The 16,913-nt window shown below is 76.2% G+C and carries 17 protein-coding genes; 11 read left to right on the forward strand and 6 right to left on the reverse strand.

Annotated elements, in window-relative coordinates:
- Positions 1 to 14 precede the first annotated feature (14 nt).
- Positions 15 to 857, reverse strand: coding sequence for a TetR family transcriptional regulator (locus ACH5AR_RS05020; RefSeq protein WP_396299997.1), 843 nt, complete (start codon positions 855 to 857; stop codon positions 15 to 17).
- A 179-nt stretch (positions 858 to 1,036) separates the two neighbouring features.
- On the opposite strand from ACH5AR_RS05020, the gene ACH5AR_RS05025 reads away from it, so the two are divergent.
- Positions 1,037 to 1,609, forward strand: a complete 573-nt coding sequence (locus ACH5AR_RS05025) for a GNAT family N-acetyltransferase (RefSeq protein ID WP_396299998.1) — start codon at positions 1,037 to 1,039, stop codon at positions 1,607 to 1,609.
- Between the two features lie 43 nt (positions 1,610 to 1,652).
- On the opposite strand, the gene ACH5AR_RS05030 is transcribed toward ACH5AR_RS05025, so the two are convergent.
- Both ACH5AR_RS05030 and ACH5AR_RS05035 read right to left on the reverse strand, forming a co-directional pair.
- The gene (locus tag ACH5AR_RS05030) at positions 1,653 to 2,132 is read right to left on the reverse strand and encodes a macro domain-containing protein (RefSeq protein WP_396299999.1); all 480 of its coding nucleotides are present in this window, start codon (positions 2,130 to 2,132) and stop codon (positions 1,653 to 1,655) included.
- Between the two features lie 9 nt (positions 2,133 to 2,141).
- Positions 2,142 to 3,503 carry an MFS transporter gene (locus ACH5AR_RS05035; protein WP_396300000.1) on the reverse strand — a complete coding sequence of 454 codons (1,362 nt, stop codon included), beginning with the start codon at positions 3,501 to 3,503 and terminating at the stop codon, positions 2,142 to 2,144.
- A gap of 125 nt (positions 3,504 to 3,628) precedes the next feature.
- Here ACH5AR_RS05035 and ACH5AR_RS05040 point away from each other — a divergent pair, with 125 nt between their 5' ends.
- Positions 3,629 to 4,621: a LysR family transcriptional regulator gene (locus ACH5AR_RS05040; protein WP_396300001.1), complete on the forward strand. Its 993-nt coding sequence runs from the start codon at positions 3,629 to 3,631 to the stop codon at positions 4,619 to 4,621.
- A 112-nt stretch (positions 4,622 to 4,733) separates the two neighbouring features.
- On the opposite strand, the gene ACH5AR_RS05045 is transcribed toward ACH5AR_RS05040, so the two are convergent.
- Positions 4,734 to 5,348 carry a YceI family protein gene (locus tag ACH5AR_RS05045; protein WP_396300002.1) on the reverse strand — a complete coding sequence of 205 codons (615 nt, stop codon included), beginning with the start codon at positions 5,346 to 5,348 and terminating at the stop codon, positions 4,734 to 4,736.
- Between the two features lie 182 nt (positions 5,349 to 5,530).
- Here ACH5AR_RS05045 and ACH5AR_RS05050 point away from each other — a divergent pair, with 182 nt between their 5' ends.
- From ACH5AR_RS05050 to ACH5AR_RS05085, 8 genes are all read left to right on the forward strand, one after another.
- On the forward strand, positions 5,531 to 8,767 hold the full coding sequence (locus ACH5AR_RS05050) for an SNF2-related protein (protein ID WP_396300003.1): 3,237 nt from the start codon (positions 5,531 to 5,533) through the stop codon (positions 8,765 to 8,767).
- Entirely contained in the window at positions 8,764 to 8,979 is a 216-nt protein-coding gene (locus ACH5AR_RS05055) for a hypothetical protein (RefSeq protein ID WP_396300004.1), read from the forward strand. The genes ACH5AR_RS05050 and ACH5AR_RS05055 overlap by 4 nt, the downstream gene beginning before the upstream one ends.
- Positions 8,980 to 9,006: 27 nt before the next feature.
- On the forward strand, positions 9,007 to 9,933 hold the full coding sequence (locus ACH5AR_RS05060; protein ID WP_396300005.1) for an RNA polymerase sigma-70 factor: 927 nt from the start codon (positions 9,007 to 9,009) through the stop codon (positions 9,931 to 9,933).
- A gap of 34 nt (positions 9,934 to 9,967) precedes the next feature.
- Positions 9,968 to 11,065, forward strand: coding sequence for a MerR family transcriptional regulator (locus ACH5AR_RS05065; protein WP_396300006.1), 1,098 nt, complete (start codon positions 9,968 to 9,970; stop codon positions 11,063 to 11,065).
- A 43-nt stretch (positions 11,066 to 11,108) separates the two neighbouring features.
- Positions 11,109 to 11,912, forward strand: a complete 804-nt coding sequence (locus ACH5AR_RS05070; RefSeq protein WP_396300007.1) for an alpha/beta fold hydrolase — start codon at positions 11,109 to 11,111, stop codon at positions 11,910 to 11,912.
- 82 nt (positions 11,913 to 11,994) lie between these two features.
- Positions 11,995 to 12,402 carry a helix-turn-helix domain-containing protein gene (locus ACH5AR_RS05075; RefSeq protein ID WP_396300008.1) on the forward strand — a complete coding sequence of 136 codons (408 nt, stop codon included), beginning with the start codon at positions 11,995 to 11,997 and terminating at the stop codon, positions 12,400 to 12,402.
- A gap of 2 nt (positions 12,403 to 12,404) precedes the next feature.
- Positions 12,405 to 12,950, forward strand: a complete 546-nt coding sequence (locus ACH5AR_RS05080; RefSeq protein ID WP_396300009.1) for a hypothetical protein — start codon at positions 12,405 to 12,407, stop codon at positions 12,948 to 12,950.
- A 115-nt stretch (positions 12,951 to 13,065) separates the two neighbouring features.
- Complete coding sequence (locus tag ACH5AR_RS05085; protein WP_396300010.1) at positions 13,066 to 13,419, forward strand: DUF2516 family protein; 354 nt, start codon at positions 13,066 to 13,068, stop codon at positions 13,417 to 13,419.
- A 160-nt stretch (positions 13,420 to 13,579) separates the two neighbouring features.
- Here ACH5AR_RS05085 and ACH5AR_RS05090 read toward each other — a convergent pair whose 3' ends face one another.
- Positions 13,580 to 15,073, reverse strand: a complete 1,494-nt coding sequence (locus tag ACH5AR_RS05090; RefSeq protein WP_396300011.1) for a PP2C family protein-serine/threonine phosphatase — start codon at positions 15,071 to 15,073, stop codon at positions 13,580 to 13,582.
- 235 nt (positions 15,074 to 15,308) lie between these two features.
- Here ACH5AR_RS05090 and ACH5AR_RS05095 point away from each other — a divergent pair, with 235 nt between their 5' ends.
- Positions 15,309 to 15,872 carry an O-acetyl-ADP-ribose deacetylase gene (locus ACH5AR_RS05095; RefSeq protein WP_396300012.1) on the forward strand — a complete coding sequence of 188 codons (564 nt, stop codon included), beginning with the start codon at positions 15,309 to 15,311 and terminating at the stop codon, positions 15,870 to 15,872.
- Between the two features lie 192 nt (positions 15,873 to 16,064).
- Here ACH5AR_RS05095 and ACH5AR_RS05100 read toward each other — a convergent pair whose 3' ends face one another.
- Positions 16,065 to 16,898 carry a class I SAM-dependent methyltransferase gene (locus ACH5AR_RS05100; protein WP_396300013.1) on the reverse strand — a complete coding sequence of 278 codons (834 nt, stop codon included), beginning with the start codon at positions 16,896 to 16,898 and terminating at the stop codon, positions 16,065 to 16,067.
- Positions 16,899 to 16,913 lie beyond the last annotated feature (15 nt).

Consider the following 16,913-nt stretch of genomic DNA (forward strand, 5'->3'; position numbering starts at 1 on the left):
CGTTTCGGCGGGGGCTACCCGGCCGCCGTCCTGCCGATGGTGGGCAGGATGAAGTCCTGGATCAGCCCCTTGGCGTCGCGGACGATCGGCCGGAACACCCGGTAGCGGGACAGGTTGATCACCCGGGCCGCGAGCGGTGCCGAGCGGCGGACGAACTCCCTGGTCCGCTCGGTGTCCGGGGTGCGGTCGAAGACCCAGTACAGCACCACGATCATCAGGTACAGCCAGAGCACGTCGGGCAGCAGCTCGACCAGTTCGGCGTCCAGCTTGGGCGCCAGCTCCGAGCCCTGGAGCACGTCGCGGAACAGTTCGACCGCCGTCGCCCGGGCCGGGTGGGACTCGTTGGAGAACGGGCTCAGCGAGCTGGTCGGGTCGGCGGCGGTGCGGAAGAACTGCGCGGAGAACTCGTGGTACGGAGCGGCCGTGTCGAGCCAGGAGTCCAGGGCGATCCGCAACCGCTCGGAGAAGTCCCGGGTGTGGGCCATCCGGCGCCTGGCGTCCGCCGCGTGGTCGTAGGTCATCCGGTCGTAGAACCCCTGGATCAGGAATTCCTTCGCGGAGAAGTAGTAGTACGCGTTGCCCACCGAGACGCCGGCCTCGGTGGCGATGGCGCGCATGGTGGTCTTCTCGTAGCCGCGCTCCTGGAACAGCCGCATGGCCGTCTCCAGGATCAGGGCCCGGGTCGCCTCGCTCTTGTCGGTCTTCGGCTGGGCCCGGCCGCCGGGGAGGGCGCCGCTTTCGGGGCCCGGCCCGGTCTCCGGCCCGGTCTCCGGCCCGGTCTCCGGTCCGGGCACGGCCGGAGTGCCGGCCGTGCCGTTCCCGTCGTCCGTTCGGTTCGTCGCTGCCAGGTCGTCCACGGGACGAGCCTAGCCGGAGACGACGTTCCAACCGGTGTCGGTGTTCGTGGTACCGGATGCCCCCTCCGCACCCGGTACCACGACGACCCCCGTCATTTCGAACGCGTTCAAAAGCGTGCTGGAACTGTAGACGTATCGGTTGAACATGTTCAACTCCATCTCTGTGGGAGGCTGGTCACATGATCAGTTCAGGGCAGACCGTCATCCGCCGTGGCGGGGTGCAGGACGCGGAGTCCGTCGCCGAGCTGCACGCCCACAGTTGGCGCACCACCTACCGGGGGATCGTCCCGGAGGAGGGTCTGGGCGACGGCATGGTGGTCCAGCGGCGCGAGCTGTGGAAGCTGCGCCTGGAGGCCGACTACGGGGAGCCGGGGAACACCCCCGAGCTCCTGATCGCGGAACGGGCCGGTGTGACGGTCGGGTTCATCTACCTCGTCCCGCAGCCGGACGGCGGGGTGCTGATCGACAACCTGCACGTGCGGCCCGGGTCGAACGGCGGCGGCATCGGTCGTGAGCTGCTGACCGCGGCCCGCGCGTACGTCGCCGAGCGGCACCCCGGGGCCGCGCTCTCCCTGGAGGTGCTGCGGGACAACACCCGCGCGATCGCCTTCTACGAACGCGAGGGCGCCGAGCGGGTCCGGGCGCAGGAGGGGGAGTTCCCCGGCGGGTTCCTGCTGCCCGAGTACGTGTACGCCTGGCCGGCCGGGCGCGTGGCGGTCGGGCCCGGGCGGCCGGAGCCGACGGGCCGGTAGGAAGCGGATCGGTGGACGCGGTGGAGGTGCGGGAGCGCCCCGGTCAGTCGACGTCGTAGACGGTCACCGGGACGCCCCGGGCCGCCAGACGGGCCGTGACCAGCGGTTCGACCCGCTCCCAGCGCCCGCCCGCCAGGCCGCAGCCGATCCGCGGCATGTGGACGGAGGCGCCGAGCCGGAGCGCGTGCCCGCCCAGCGCGGCCAGGGCGGTGTCGATCGCCTCGTACCGCACCGGAGCGCCGCTGGAGCGCGCCGTGCGGACCCCCCGCTGGCCGACCAGGTTGGCCACCCAGAGCTGCGGGTCGACCGCCACCAGTTGGACGGCGCCCAGGCCGAAGTCGTTCTGTGCCCGCTCCCGGTGCCAGCGGCGGTACGCGGACTCCGGTTCGGGCCAGCGTCTGGAGAGCGCGAGCACGAAGCCCTTGCCCCAGCCGCCGAGGTCGTTGCAGACGTGTGCGATCACCTTCACGCCCTTGCCGTGGGGCGTGGTGGCATCGCCTCGGACGTAGGTGATTTCCCCCATGCCTCGACGTTAGAGGGAGGGACTGACAACGCGCTCGGCATTTTCCGGCGCCCCGTCGCCCGCCCCGCCCGCTGCCCCGCCGCCGCCCCCGCCCGCTGCCGCGCCGACCGCCCCGCCGCCACCCCCGTCGCCCGGGCCGCCCGGGCCGTCCGCGGCCGCCCGCCGCCCCGTCAGCTGCCGCCGCCCCGCGAGCGCGACCAGCAGCGCGAGCCCGGCCGCCGCGGCCGGCAGCGCGTACCCCGTACCCGGGGCGGCCCGCTCGGCGACCGTCCCGGCGAGTGCCGCCCCCATCGAGATGCCGACCACGATGCCGGACACCGCCAGCGCCATCCCCTCGTTGAACTGCCGTCGCGGCAGCAGCTCCTGGACGAGTGTCATCCCGGTCACCATGGTCGGCGCGGTGGCGGTTCCGGCCGCGAACAGCGCCACGCCGAGCAGCCCGAGCCCGGCCCCGCCCAGTCCGGCGGCCAGCGGGAGCAGCAGCACCGCGGCCATCGCCGAGGCGCCGAGCAGGAAGCGCGGCCCCGCCGCCCGGCGCGGGGTCAGCAGCCCGAACAGCAGCCCGGCCACGCAGGAGCCGGCCGCGACCAGCGCCAGCAGCAGCCCGGCCGAGGCCTTGTGGCCCAGCGCGTCGGCGTACGCCACGGTGGTGATCTCCGTCGCGCCGAAGACCATCCCGGTCGCCAGGAAGGTCAGCACCAGCACCCGCAGCCCGGGCACCCGCAGCGGGGAGCCGTGCCGGCCGGTGGACTCCCCGACGGGCAGGGGCGGTTCGGTGCGCCGCTGGGCGGCGAACAGCAGCGCGCCGGCGGTGCCGAGGACGCCGACGGAGACCAGCCCGGCCTCCGGGGCGATCGCCGTGCAGAGCAGCATGGCGATCACGGGCCCGGCCATGAAGCAGAGTTCGTCCAGCGCCTGCTCGAAGGAGTTGGCCAGGTGCCGGGCGGCCGGGTCGTCCCGGTACAGGTGGGCCCAGCGGGTGCGGGCCATGCCGCCGAGGTTGGGCGCCGTCGCGCAGGCCGCCGAGCAGAGCAGGAGCGCCCAGTCGGGGGCGCCGAGCCGGACGCAGAGCAGCAGGCCGGTCAGCGGCACGGCGTTGCCGAGCGCGGCCGGCACCGTCACCCGCGCCTGCCCGTACCGGTCCACCAGGCGTCCGATCAGCGGCATCCCGATCGCGCCGGTGACCAGCCCGGCCGCCGAGACGGCCCCGGCCAGCCCGTACGAGCCGCGCCGCTCGGAGAGCAGCACCACCAGCGCGACGCCGTTCATCGACAGCGCCATCCGGCCGAGCAGCCCGGCCAGGGTGAAGGCGACGGCGCCGGGGGCCGCGAACAGCCGTCGGTAGGAGGTGAGGAGGGCGCGCGGGGGCATCGGGCTCCTGAGGGCACGGGGAGAGGAGGGGGAGGGGGCGTTCCCCAGCCTGGTTCCGGTGCCGGGCGGGCGTCCAACACCTGTTCCGGCCGCTCTCACAACACCGTGTTGTTAATCTCCCGCGCATGCCCCGTGACCTGCACCCCCGTCTGCTCCGCGGCTTCGTCGCGACCGCCGAGACCCTGCACTTCGGCCGGGCCGCCGAGCGGCTGCACGTCGCTCAGCAGGCGCTCAGCCGGGACGTCCGGGCGCTGGAGGGGCTGCTCGGCGAGGCGCTCTTCGCCCGCACCACCCGCAGCGTCGAACTCACCCCGGCCGGGCGGCGGTTGCTGCCCCGGGCACGGCGGTTCCTGGCCCTGCACGACGAGATCCTCGGCGACTCGGCGCGCGGCGCCGGGGCCGTCCGGCCGCTGCTGCTCGACCTCAACAGCGACGTCACCGGCCCGGACCTCACCCCCGACCGGGTGCTCGAACGCGCCCGCGCCGCCTGGCCGGAGGGCGAACTGCTGGCCCGCTTCCACGGCGGGCTGGCCGCGGCCGCCGCCGAACTGCTGGCCCACCGGCTGGACGCCTCCTTCGGGCGCTTCGCCGGGCTGCCCGGCCCGGTGCGCGGGCGGCTGGCGCAGCTGCCGGTGCGGCTGGAGCGGATCGCGGTGATGATGGCGGGCACCCACCCGCTCGCCGACCGCCCGGTGCTGCGCGTGGCCGAACTGGCGGGCCACCCCGTCGACGTCTGCGGGGGCAACCCGGCCACCACCGAGTGGGCCGACCTCGGCACCCGGCTGCTGCACGAGCACGGCCTGACGGCGGCCGCGCCGTACGCGCCGCCGGTGGGGGTGGACGAGACCGCCCGCTACCTGGCCCGGCACGGCGATCCGATGCTGACCACGGTCGGCGGGCCGCGGATCCCGGGCACGGTGACCGTTCCGCTGGTGGAGCCGGTGCCGCTGAGCCTGGTCAGCCTGGTGCACCGGCCCGGGGAGCGCCATCCGGGGCTGGGGGTGCTGGCCGCCGCCGCGGCGGCGCTCGGTGCGGCCGAGGGGTGGCTGCGCCGCCCGCCGGGCTGCTGGCTCCCGGCGGCGGACGCGGCGCTGCTGCCGCGGGGAGCCGCCGGCTGACGGGAGCCGCTGACTGACGGGCCCGCCGGCTGACGGGAGCCGCCGGCTGAGGGATGGCGACCGCCCCTGCCCCGGGGGGAAGGGCAGGGGCGGAGCTGGGAGGGGAGGCGGGTCAGGCGGCCTTGACGGCGGAGATGTCGAAGCTGAGCTTGACCTTCTCGCCGATCAGCACGCCGCCGGTCTCCAGCGCGGCGTTGTAGGTCAGGCCGAACTCGGTGCGGTCGACGACGGCCTTGCCCTCGAAGCCGATCCGGTCGGCGCCGTACGCGTCGGTGGCGCTGCCGGTGTACTCCAGGTCGAGCACCACCGGGCGGGTGGTGCCCTTGATGGTGAGGTCGCCGGTCATCCGGTAGGAGTCGCCGTGGACCAGCTGGGCGGAGGTGCTGCGGAAGCGGATCTCCGGGTGGGCGTCGACGGCGAAGAAGTCGCCGGTGCGGAGGTGCTCGTCGCGCTGGGCCTGGTTGGTGTCGATGCTCGCGACCTTGATCACCAGCTCGGCGGTGGAGTTGCCGGGGTGGGTCCCGTCCAGGTGCAGCGTGCCGTCGTACTCGGTGAAGCGGCCCTTGACGTTGGTGACCATCGCGTGGCGGACCGAGAAGCCGATCTCGCTGTGGGTGGTGTCGATGGTCCAGTCGCCGGTCAGGTGGGCGAGGTCCGGGCCGGCCGGGGTCCGGACGGCGGCCGCGGCGGGGGCGGTGACGGTCTTGGTGCGGTTGAACAGGCCCATGGCTTCCTCCTTGGTTCGAAGCCAGTTGTTTAGGCTTCAACTTGTTGGCTCCAGCGTAGGGGAACTTCGTTCAACTTTCAACCACGTCGCTCCGAAGTCCCCGGACGGCTCAGCCGACCGGCCCTGTCGGTCCTCCCGGTTAGGCTGCGAAGGACGGTCCCACCCCGCCCGGAAGGCCCCCGATGTTCGTCCTGCACGCGCTCTGGCGGGCGGACGGGCGGCTGGCGCTGTGGGCCGAGGACGCCCGCGCCCACCCCGGCGCCGAGCCGCACCCCGACCGGCCCGCCCCTCGCGCCCACCCGTACGCCTGTCCGGCCGGTGAGCTGGCCGCCGTGCTCGCCGGGATCGGCCCGGGGCTCGGCTGGCTCGCCGGGCAGGCCCCGGAGCGCTGGGCCACCCTGCTGCTGCCCACCGTCGGCGCGGTCCCCGCGCCCTCGCCCGACCTGCCGGTCACCCCGCCGCGCGGCGGTGCCGTCCTCGTCCCCTGGCGGGTGCCGGCGCTGCTCTTCGAGGCCGCGGCCGCCGCCCAGCTGCTCGGCGAGGTCTTCGACCCGGTCTGGGCCGTCACCGGCACCGAGCTGCCCGGCGCCGGACGGGTCGACGTGGTCCACGGGCCCTCACTGCGCTGGCTCACCGGGGTGCACGACCTCGCCTGGCGGACGGTCGGCCGGGGCCGGGTGCTGCCGCTGCCGGTGACGGCCGCCGACGGCCGCCCGCAGGCCCGCTGGCTGCCCGACCTCACCCCGGCCGCCCGCCGCGAGGCCGCGGCACTGGCCGCCGGCTGCCCGCCCGTCCTGCTCGGGGAGTGGCCGCACGGCCCCGGCGGCGGCGACGCCCTGCTGGACGCCGCACTGGGCGCGCTGGTGGACGCCGAGGCGCGCGCCGCCCTGGCGGGCACGGCCTTCCCCGCGCCGGGGGAGGCCGTCGCCGAGCGCTGGCTGCACGCCCTGACCACCCCCGACGCGGGGATCGACGGCGCCCCGCCCGAGGAGCTCGCCGAACTGCGCCGCCGGCTCGGCGCCTGGTACGCCGCCGCCGAGCCGGCCGATCCGGCGCTGCGGCTCTGCTTCCGACTGGTCGAGCCGCTCGGCCCCGACCAGGACGGCCCCGAGGGGCGCCCCTCCGACGACGCCTGGCAGCTGGAGTTCCTGCTCCAGGCCGTGGACGAGCCCTCCCTCCTGGTCCGCGCCGCCGACCTGCACGAGGGCGGCGCCGCCCACGCCGCGCTCGCCCGCAAGTCCGCCGAACCGGCCGCCGTCCTGGCCGCCGAACTCGCCCGAGCCGCCCACCGCTGGCCCGCCCTGGACGGGCTGCGCCACCGCTCCCGCCCGTCCGCCCTGCCGCTCGACCGGGCCGGCGCGCTGGACTTCCTGCGCACCGCCGCGCCCGCCCTCGCCGAGGGCGGCTTCGGGGTGCTGCTGCCCGCCTGGTGGCGCCACCGCCCCCGGCTCGGGCTCGCCCTGCGCGCCACCACCCCGGCCGCGCCCGGTGCGCTCGCGGGCACCGCCCAGGTGGACCGGGACGCCGTGGCCGCCTTCCGCTGGCAGGCCGCGCTCGGCCCGGACGCAGAGCCGCTCACCGAGCAGGAGCTGGCCGAACTCGCGGCCGCCAAGCAGGGGTTGGTCCGGGTGCGGGGCACCTGGCTGGAGGCCGATCCGGCCCAGATCGCCGCCGCCCTCGCCTTCCTCGCCGACCGGCGCGACGGCGTGCTCGGCGCCGCCGAGCTGCTCCGGCTCGCCCTCGACCCGCGGGCCACGGTCGCCGGGCTGCCGGTCACCGGCGTCAGCGTGGACGGTCCGCTCGGCGAGCTGCTGGCCGGGCGGGCCGGCGCCGCCCCGCCGCCGGAGCTGCCGCCGGACTTCCGGGCCGTGCTGCGCCCGTACCAGGAGCGCGGACTGGCCTGGCTGCGGACCATGTCCGGGCTCGGCCTCGGCGCCGTGCTGGCGGACGACATGGGCCTCGGCAAGACCGTCCAGACCCTCGCCCTGCTCGCCGCCGAGAAGGCCGCCGAAGCGCCCGGGGCCACCGAAGCGCCCCGGGCCACCGAAGCGCCCGGGGGCGCCGAAGCCGGCGCTCCCGGCGGTACCGGTGCGCCCGGCGGCACCGGCGTGTCCCCGGCCGCCGCCGGCCCGACGCTGCTGGTCTGCCCGATGTCCCTGGTCGGCAACTGGCAGCGCGAGGCCGAGCGCTTCGCCCCCGGCCTGCGCCGGTACGTCCACCACGGCGCCGGCCGCCTCGGCCCGGAGCAGCTCGCCGCGGCCGTCAGGGACGTGGACCTGGTCATCACCACCTACGGGCTGGTCCAGCGCGACCTCGCCGCCCTGCGCACGGTCCGCTGGCGCCGGGTCGTCGCCGACGAGGCCCAGCACGTCAAGAACACCGGCACCGCGCAGTCCCGGGCGATCCGCGCACTGCCCGTCACCCGGCACCGGATCGCGCTCACCGGCACCCCGGTGGAGAACCGCCTCGCCGACCTGCACGCCGTCCTGGACTTCGCCAATCCCGGCCTGCTCGGCCCCGCGGAGCGCTTCAAGGAGCGCTACGCGATCCCGGTCGAGCTGCACCGCAGCCCCGAACGCACCGCCGAACTCCGGCGCCGCACCGCCCCGTTCGTGCTGCGCCGGGTCAAGTCCGACCCGGCGGTGGCGGCCGAGCTGCCCGCCAAGCAGGAGATGACGGTCTGGTGCAACCTCACCGCCGAGCAGGCCGGGCTCTACCAGGCCGTGGTCGCCGACCTGCTGCGGCGGGTCGAGGGCGTCCGGGGCGTGGAGCGGCGCGGCACGGTGCTGGCCGCGATCGGCAAGCTCAAGCAGGTCTGCAACCACCCGGCCCAACTGCTGCACGACGGCTCGGCGGTGGCCGGCCGCTCGGGCAAGGTCGCCCGGCTGGCCGAACTCCTGGAGGAGGCGCTGGCCGAGGGCGACCGCACGCTGGTCTTCACCCAATACGCCGAGTTCGGCGCGATGCTCAGCCCGTACCTGGAGCGCCGGCTCGGCGAGGAGGTGCTCTACCTGCACGGCGGCCTGCCCCGGACGCGCCGCGAGGAGCTGGTCGAGCGCTTCCAGGGCCCGGCCGGGCCGAGGGTGTTCCTGCTCTCGCTGCGGGCCGGCGGCACCGGCCTCAACCTGACCGCCGCCAACCAGGTCGTCCACCTGGACCGCTGGTGGAACCCGGCGGTGGAGCAGCAGGCCACCGACCGCGCCTTCCGGATCGGCCAGCGCCGGGACGTCCAGGTCCGCCGACTGGTCTGCGTCGGCACCGTCGAGGAGCGGATCGACGAACTCCTCGCCACCAAGCGCTCGTTGGCCGAGGCGGTGGTGGGCGAGGGGGAGCGCTGGCTCACCGACCTGCCGGTCGACGCGCTGCGCGAACTGGTCGCCCTCGCCCGGGAGGACGCCGTGGCCGAGGAGGACGCGTGAGCGACGGACCGAAGCCGCCGGTGGTCAACGTCGCCGCCTACTGGCGCGGCGACTTCACCCTGCGCCCCGCCCCGGCCGAGGAGGAGGGCCCGGCCGGGGCGGAGGGCCCCGAGGAGCCCGCGCCGCGCCGCCTCGGCCGCTCGGGCATCACCGTGCACGGCCGGGACCTCGCCGCCCTGCTCGCCCCCGCCTACCGGGCCTTCCGGGGCTGACGGCCGCGGTGGGGTAGCGTCGCGCGGGTGACCGACACCCACGACCCGCTCCCGCCCGGCGACACCCGGCTGGCCGACTTCGAGCAGCACCGGCGGCTGGTCTTCGGCATCGCCTACCGGATGCTCGGCAGCGTCGCCGACGCCGAGGACCTGGTGCAGGACACCTGGCTGCGCTGGAGCACCGTCACCGGTCCGGTCGCCCACCCCGGCGCCTTCCTGGCCCGTACGGTCACCAACCTGGCGCTCAACCGGCTGGACTCGGCCGCCGTGCGCCGCGAGTCCTACGTCGGCCCCTGGCTGCCCGAGCCGCTGGTCACCGAGCCGGACGCGACCGAGGGCGTCGAGCGGGCCGAGACGGTCTCGGTTGCCCTGCTGGTGGTGCTGGAGAGCCTGTCCCCGCTGGAGCGGGCGGTGTTCGTGCTCAAGGAGGCCTTCGGCTTCTCCTACCGGGAGATCGCCGAGGCGCTGGACCGCACCGAGGCCGCCTGCCGCCAGGTCGGCAGCCGGGCCCGGGCCCACGTACGGGCCCGGCGGCCGCGCTACCAGGCCCCACCCGAGCTGCGTCGCCGGGCCACCGACGAGTTCCGGGCGGCCTGCCTCGGCGGCGACCTCAACCGGATGCTCGAACTGCTCGCCCCCGACGTCACCAGCTGGACGGACGGCGGCGGCGTGATCCGCGCCGCGCTGCGGCCGGTCGTCGGCGCCGACAAGGTCGCCCGCTTCCTCCTCGGGGTGTTCCGGCAGCTCGGCGAGGCGGTCGGCGGCCGGCCCGTGCTCGTCAACGGCGACCCGGGGCTGCTGCTCACCGTGGACGGCGCGGTGGACTCGGTCTCGGTGTTCGAGTTCGCCGAGCAGCCCGACGGCACCGTGCGGATCTGCGAGATCCGCGCCGTCCGCAACCCGCGCAAGCTGGCCCACCTGGCTGCCCGCGGCCCCCTGGCCGACCGGGCTTGACCCTCGACCAGGTCGAGCCCACAGAGTCGTCGGCATGGAGAGCGAGCTGCACAGCATCGGCGAACTGGCCCGCGCCAGCGGCCTGGGCGTCGGCACCCTGCGCTACTACGACGGCGCCGAGGTGCTCACCCCCGCCTGGGTCGACCCGCAGACCGGCTACCGCTGGTACCGGCCCGGCCAGCTCGCCGACGCCCGGCTGCTGGCCCGGCTGCGCCGGGTCGGCCTGCCGCTGGCCGGCATCCGCGCCGTGCTCGGCGCCGCGCCCGGCAGCGGCACGGCCCGGCAGGTGCTGGACGCGCACCTGCGCCGGCTGGAGGACGGCCTCGCCGACGCCCGCCGCGAGCTCTCCCTGATCCACACGATGATCGAACAGAGGGAGCAACCCATGACCGCCACCCCCGCCGGCCTGCGGCTCACCGTCCGCGCCGAGGCGCTCGCGACCGCCCTGGACGCGGTCCGCTTCGCGGTCGGCGACGACCCGCAGCTGCCCGCGCTCACCGGAGTGCTCTTCGAGCCGGACGGCCCCGTGCTGCGCCTGGTCGCCACCGACCGCTACCGGATGGCCCTCGCCGAGGTGCCCGCCGCCGGCACCGGCCCCGAGCGGCCGGTGGCCGGCACCGTCGTCCCGACCGCCCTGGTGGACGCGGTGCGCGCGCTGCTCGGCGCGGGCCCCGGCGAGGTGGTGCTCACCCTCGGCGGCGGGCTGGTCCGGGCCGAGGCCGGGGGCCACCGGATCGAGGGCGTCGCGCCTGACGCCGACTACCCCGACCACCGGGCCGTCACCCGGCTCGAACCGGAGCACCGGATCACCCTGGCCGCCGCCGAGCTGCGCGCCGCCGTCGCGACCGGCGCCACCCGCACCCTGCCCTCCGGCCCGGGCGGAGCCGACTGCGAGGTCACCGTCCTGACCCTGACCGGCGACGGCCGGCTGGCCGTCGCCGGGGACCGGGCCCCCGACGGCTACCGGCTGGCCGTCAACCGGGACTTCCTGCTGGACGCCCTCGACGCCGGGCAGCCGGAGCAGCTGGTCCTCGAACTCGGCGGTCCGATCGCCCCGTTGGCCGTCCGCACGCCCGGCCGGACGGGCACCTTCTCCGTCCTGATGCCCATCCGGCTGCCCGAGTCCGACTGACCCGGGCCCGACCGCGGACCGGGGGGCCTGGAAGGATCACCGCATGAGCCCGCACAACGATCCCCCCGTGTCCGAGGCCGCCGTCCCCGCCCCCGGTGGCGGCCGGCTGTGGGCGGAGCGCCGCGGCAGCGGCAGCCCGGTGGTGCTGCTGCACGGTTCCGGGATGGACTCCCGGCTGTGGGACGCCGTCGCCCCGGCGCTCGCCCGCCACCACGAGGTGGTCCGGTACGACGCCCGCGGCCTCGGCCGCTCCGACGCGCCGGAGCGGGCCTTCGACGACCTCGCGGACCTGGCCGCCGTCCTCGACCACTTCGGGCTGCGCCGCGCCGCGCTGGTCGGGCTGAGCATGGGCGGGGAGACGGCGCTGGACTTCGCCCTCGCCCACCCCGGGCGGGTCACCGCGCTCGGCCTGGTCGGGGCCTCGGTCAGCGGCCACGACTGGCCGCCCTCCCCGGAGACCACCGCCTACGCCGAGGCCCGGCGCCGCGGCGACGCGGCGGCACTGGCCGGGCTGGAGCTCTCGGTCTGGGCCGCGATGGGCCGCGGCGCGTTGGGCGGCGAGCTGATCGCGAGGATGGTCGAGGAGAACGCGGCCCGCCGGATCGTCAGCGAGCACCACCTCGCGGGCGCCCCGGTCCGGGCGGCCGAGCCGCTCCTGGGCACCGTCACCGCGCCCACCCTGGTGGTCCACGGCGACCGCGACCACCCGGAGATCGCGGCGATCGCGCGGCGGCTCGCCGCCGACATCCCCGGCGCCCGCCGCCACCTCCTCCCGGACGCCGACCACTACCTCCCGCTGCGCACCCCCGAACGCCTCACCGACCTCCTCCTCGCCCACCTGGCCTGACCGCCGCCCGCCGGGGGCGGCGGCGTTTGCTCGCGTTAGCACCCTGCTTGCAAAAGCAAGCAGGGTGCTGCACGCTGTTCCCATGGCCTCACTGAACGTCGGCTCGCTGGGCGAGTACATCCGCGAGCAGCGCCGCAACGCCCAGTACTCGCTGCGGCAGCTGGCGGAGGCCGCCGGCGTGTCCAACCCGTACCTCAGCCAGATCGAGCGCGGGTTGCGCAAGCCGAGCGCCGAGATCCTCCAGCAGATCGCCAAGGCCCTGCGGATCTCGGCGGAGACGCTGTACGTCCAGGCCGGGATCCTGGAGGAGCGGCGGGGCGAGGGCCTGGAGCTGCGGGCCTCGATCCTGGCCGATCCGCTGATCAACGAGCAGCAGAAGCAGGCGCTGCTCGCGGTCTACGACGCCTTCCTCAAGGAGAACGCCGCCTCGGCCTCCGCTCCGGCGGCCGACGGCGAAGCCGCCCAGAACACTCACCGGGAGGACCGGTAACCATGCCCATCACCGACGAGATCAAGAAGACCCTCAGCGATCCGACCCCGCTGTACGCCCTGGCCGGCGCCGGGGACCTCGCGTACGAGAAGCTGCGCGAGGTGCCGGGCCGGGTCGAGGCGCTGGCGGCGGACCGCAAGGGCGCGCAGGAGAAGGCCACCGCGAAGCTCCAGGAGGCGCAGTCGCTGCTGACCGGGGCGCAGGCCAAGGTCACCGAGACCGTCACCGCGCTGCCGACCGACCTCAAGGGGCTGCAGGAGCGGGCCCAGGGCTTCGCCCTCCAGCAGGTGGCCCGCGCGGTCGAGCTGGCGGTGAAGGCCAAGGAGGCGTACGACGAGCTGGCCGAGCGCGGCAAGGTCGTGGTCGACAAGGCGCGCCCGGGGGTCTCGGACGGGACCGAGCAGTCCGAGCAGCCCGCGCAGCCCCTGCTGACCGCGGAGCCGGTCGAGGTCGTGGCCGAGGTCGTGGCGGAGGACGAGGCCGGCGCCGGGCCCGCCCCGGAGCAGCCCGCGCGGGCCCGCGGGGGCGCCGTCGACGCCGCGCAGTGACCTCGTGCCCCGTGGGGCACATCCGGTGACCGTGGGACGTTGACCCGGTTGCGGACGGTCGCCGTGCCAGGATGGGCGGCAGTCAGCACCGGAGTCGAGAGCAGAGGAGATCGAAATGGTCGGAGTGTTGCAGATTCTGGCCTTTTCCTATCTGAACCCGATCTGGTGGGCGACCGTCGCCATCCTCGCCTACAAGCTGTTCGCCCTGGCCGACGCGGCCACCCGCCGGGAGGACGCCTACCGGGCGGCCGACAAGAAGACCAAGGGCTTCTGGGTGGCGATCCTGGCGATCTCCTTCGGCTGGGACCTCCTGTTCGGGGTGAACTTCTTCACCGGCATCGGCACGCTGGCCGGCCTGGTCGCGTCGATCGTCTACGTGGTGGACGTCCGCCCGGCGATCCGGGCGCTGACCGGCGGCAGCGGCGGCCGGGGCGGCCGGAGCAACACCGGGCCGTACGGGCCCTGGTAGCGGCGGCGGCCGACAGGACGGCCCGGGCGGGTCAACTCCCCGCTCGGGCCGTTGTGCTGCCCGCCGCGCACGCCCGGGCCACTGCGCCGTCCGCCGCGCACGCCCGGGCCGGTTCGCCGTCCGCCGCCCAGGCCAGGCCACCGCGCCGTCCGCGCCCCCGTCAGCCGAGGATCAGCTGCATCGGGTTGCGCTCCAGCAGCAGCACCGCGACGTCGTCGGTCAGCGCCCCGCCGTTCAGCTCCTCGACCTCCGCGATGGCGCTGTCGACCAGCCGCCCCCGGGTCAGCCCAGCGGCTTGGTGGTCGCCGACCAGGTCCGCGAGCCCGTCCTGGCCCAGCCGGCGCGACCCGGCCCCCACCCGGCCCTCGATCAGCCCGTCGGTGTAGAGCAACAGCCGCCAGCCGGGCCGCAGTTCCACCTCGTGGGCGGGCCAGGCGGCCTGCCCGTCGTGGCACGGCAGCAGCCCGAGCGCGGGCCCGGCGTGGTCCGAGGGCAGGCTGATCGGCGCGTGGTCCCGGCCGAGCAGCAGCGGCGCCGGGTGCCCGGCGAGGTAGAGCCGGGCCCGTTCGGCGGTGCCCAGCGAGTCGAGCCCGCTGCCGGGCCCGCCGGGCTCGATGACCAGCATGCAGAGCGTCGCGAAGATCTCGTCGCTGCGCCGCTCGTGCTCCAGCACGTGCTGGAGGGTGGTGAGCAGGGCCTCGCCGGTGAGGCCCGCGAAGACCAGGGTGCGCCACGCTATCCGGAGCGCGACGCCGAGCGCGGCCTCGTCCGGGCCGTGGCCGCAGACGTCGCCGATCACGACGTGGACGGCGCCGTCGTCGGTGCGCACGGCGTCGTAGAAGTCGCCGCCGAGCAGGGCGCGGCGGCGGCCGGGGCGGTAGCGCCGGGTGAAGGAGAGCCCGGCGCCGTCGAGCAGCGGGGTGGGCAGCAGGTGGCGCTGGAGCCGGGCGTTCTCCTGGCCGCGCAACTCCGCCTCGACCAGGCGGCGCTGGGACTCGTCGGCGCGCTTGCGCTCGACGGCGTAGCGCAGGGCGCGGGCGAGCAGCGGGCCGTCGGTCTCGTGCTTGAGCAGGAAGTCCTGGGCGCCGGCCGCGACGGCGGCGGCGCCGAGTTCGGCCCCGGCGGCGTCGGTGAGCACCACGACCGGCGTGTGCGGGGCCCGGCGGAGCAGCTCGTGCAGGCCCGCCAGCCCGTCCGAGGAGTCGGACGGGCGCGGCAGGTCGGCGGGCGCGGCGAGGTCGAGCAGGACGCAGCCGAACTCGGGCGTGCGGGAGCGTCCGCGCCGGGCCCAGGGCGCGGGCGGGGCGAGCAGCTCGGTGGCCTGGTCCAGGCCGCGGGCCCAGTGGATCTCGATCGAGGTGCCGCTGTCGGCCACCGCGGCCTCGATCAGCTGGGCGCCCGAGGCGTCGTCCTCGATGACCAGCAGCCGCAGCGGCCCGCCGTCGGCCGGGCCGTCCGCCGCGGGGCCGCCCGGGTCGGCGACGTGGGACGGGTGGGAGGCGTGCGCCGCCCGGGAGCGGGGGTGGGGTATCGGGGGAGCCGCCGCGGCCGGTCCGGTCCTGGCGCGGCTGCGGGCATGGCCGACGGGGGCGCCGCCATGGGCGCCCGGCAGGTCCGCGGCACCAGGTGCCCGCCCGTCTCCCGTTGCGGGCATCGGTGGTTCCTCCCTTTCCCCGACTGCGTAACGGTCGACGTCCGTCCGCAGTGCCCGCCTGGCACCGCGCGTCGGGGAACTTCTCGCGACCATAACGTGATCTCCGGGGATTTCTCTGACCGACCGGCGCCGTTGTGGTTATTGCCACGCCGGTGGCGGTGTGGTGGCTGGACTCGGACGACGACTCGGCTCCCGTCCCGGCGGCGGCCGGGCGGCCCGGGGGAGGGAGCAGGCGATGGTGGCACGGATCACCCTGGTGGAGGGTGACATCACGGAACAGCCGGTGGACGCGGTGGTGAACGCCGCCAACTCCTCCCTGCTGGGCGGCGGCGGGGTGGACGGCGCGATCCACCGCAAGGGCGGGCCGCGGATCCTGGAGGAGTGCCGCCGGCTGCGGGCCTCGCACTGGGGCGAGGGGCTGCCCACCGGTCGGGCGGTGGCGACGGCGGCCGGACGGCTGCCGGCCCGGTGGGTGGTGCACACCGTCGGGCCGGTGTACCGGGCGGAGGAGTACGAGGAGCGGGCGGAGCTGCTGGCCTCCTGCTATCGCGAGTCGCTGCGCACCGCGGCGGCGCTCGGCGCGCGCACGGTGGCCTTCCCGGCCGTGTCGGCCGGGATCTACGGCTGGCCGCCGGCGGACGCGGCCCGGATCGCGCTCGGCACCGTCGCACAGGTGCTGGACGGCGGGGACGCGCAGGCGGGGGCGGAGCTGGCGGAGGTGCGGTTCGTGCTGTTCGGGTCGGAGATGTACGGGGTGTTCGAGCGGGCCCTGCGGGAGCTGACCGAGCGGAACGGCTGACGCGGAACGGCTGACGCGAGGCGGCTGACGCGGGCGGCCGGGACCATGGTGGCGTGTCGGGGCGTCAACACGCCAGAGCTATTCGATAACTCGTTCGAGTGAATGTGTCGTGGTGCCCACCGGCTCCGGCGCTCGCCGACGCCCGCACGCTCCATCACCCACCGCCCCCGGCCCGGCCGGTGGTGCTCCCCGCTACGGCGCGAGCGCCGACCAGGGCACCGTGACCTCGCCCTGCCGCCACCGCCCGCGCGCGTCCACCAGCGGCCAGCTGCCCGCCAGCGCCGTGCAGGCCGCCACCCAGCGCTGCCGCGCCCCGAACGCCCCGTACGGCGCGGCCGCCGCCCAGGCCCGGTCGAAGTCGGCCAGGAAGGCGTGCACCGGCCGCCCCGGCACGTTGTGGTGGATCAGCGCCTTCGGCAGCCGTTCGGCCAGGTCGGAGGGGTGCTCCAGACCGCCCAGCCGGGCCGCGAAGGTCACCGTCCGGGGCCCCTCGGGGCCGAGCGCGACCCACACGTGCCGCCGCCCGATCTCGTCGCAGGTGCCCTCGACCAGCAGCCCGTCCGGGGCGAGCCGCGCGCACAGCCGCTCCCACACCCCGGAGACCGCCGACTCGTCGTACTGCCGCAGCACGTTGGCGGCCCGGATCAGCTGGGCCCGCTCCCCGCCGTCCAGCGGCACCTCGAAGCCCCCGCGGCGGAAGGTGAGCAGCGGCGGCTCGGCGTACGGCAGTGCGGCCGCCACCCGCTCCGGCTCGATCTCGATGCCGACCACCCGGACGTCCGGCCGCACCGCGCGCAGCCGGCCGGCCAGCTCGACGGCGGTCCACGGCGCGGCGCCGTAGCCGAGGTCCACCGCGACCGGCGGCCGTCCGGCGGCGCGCAGCGGGCGGCCGAGGACGTGGGCGATCCAGCGGTCCATCCGGCGCAGCCGGTTGGTGTTGGTGGTGCCCCGGGTGACCGTCCCGACCGGGCGCCCGGCCCGACCGCGGGCGGGCGCGGCGGGAGCGGGGTCGAAGGAGGCAGCCATGCCCAGAAGGGTAGT

Origin of the sequence: Kitasatospora sp. NPDC018619 (assembly GCF_044391605.1) — a bacterium.
Lineage (GTDB): Bacteria > Actinomycetota > Actinomycetes > Streptomycetales > Streptomycetaceae > Kitasatospora.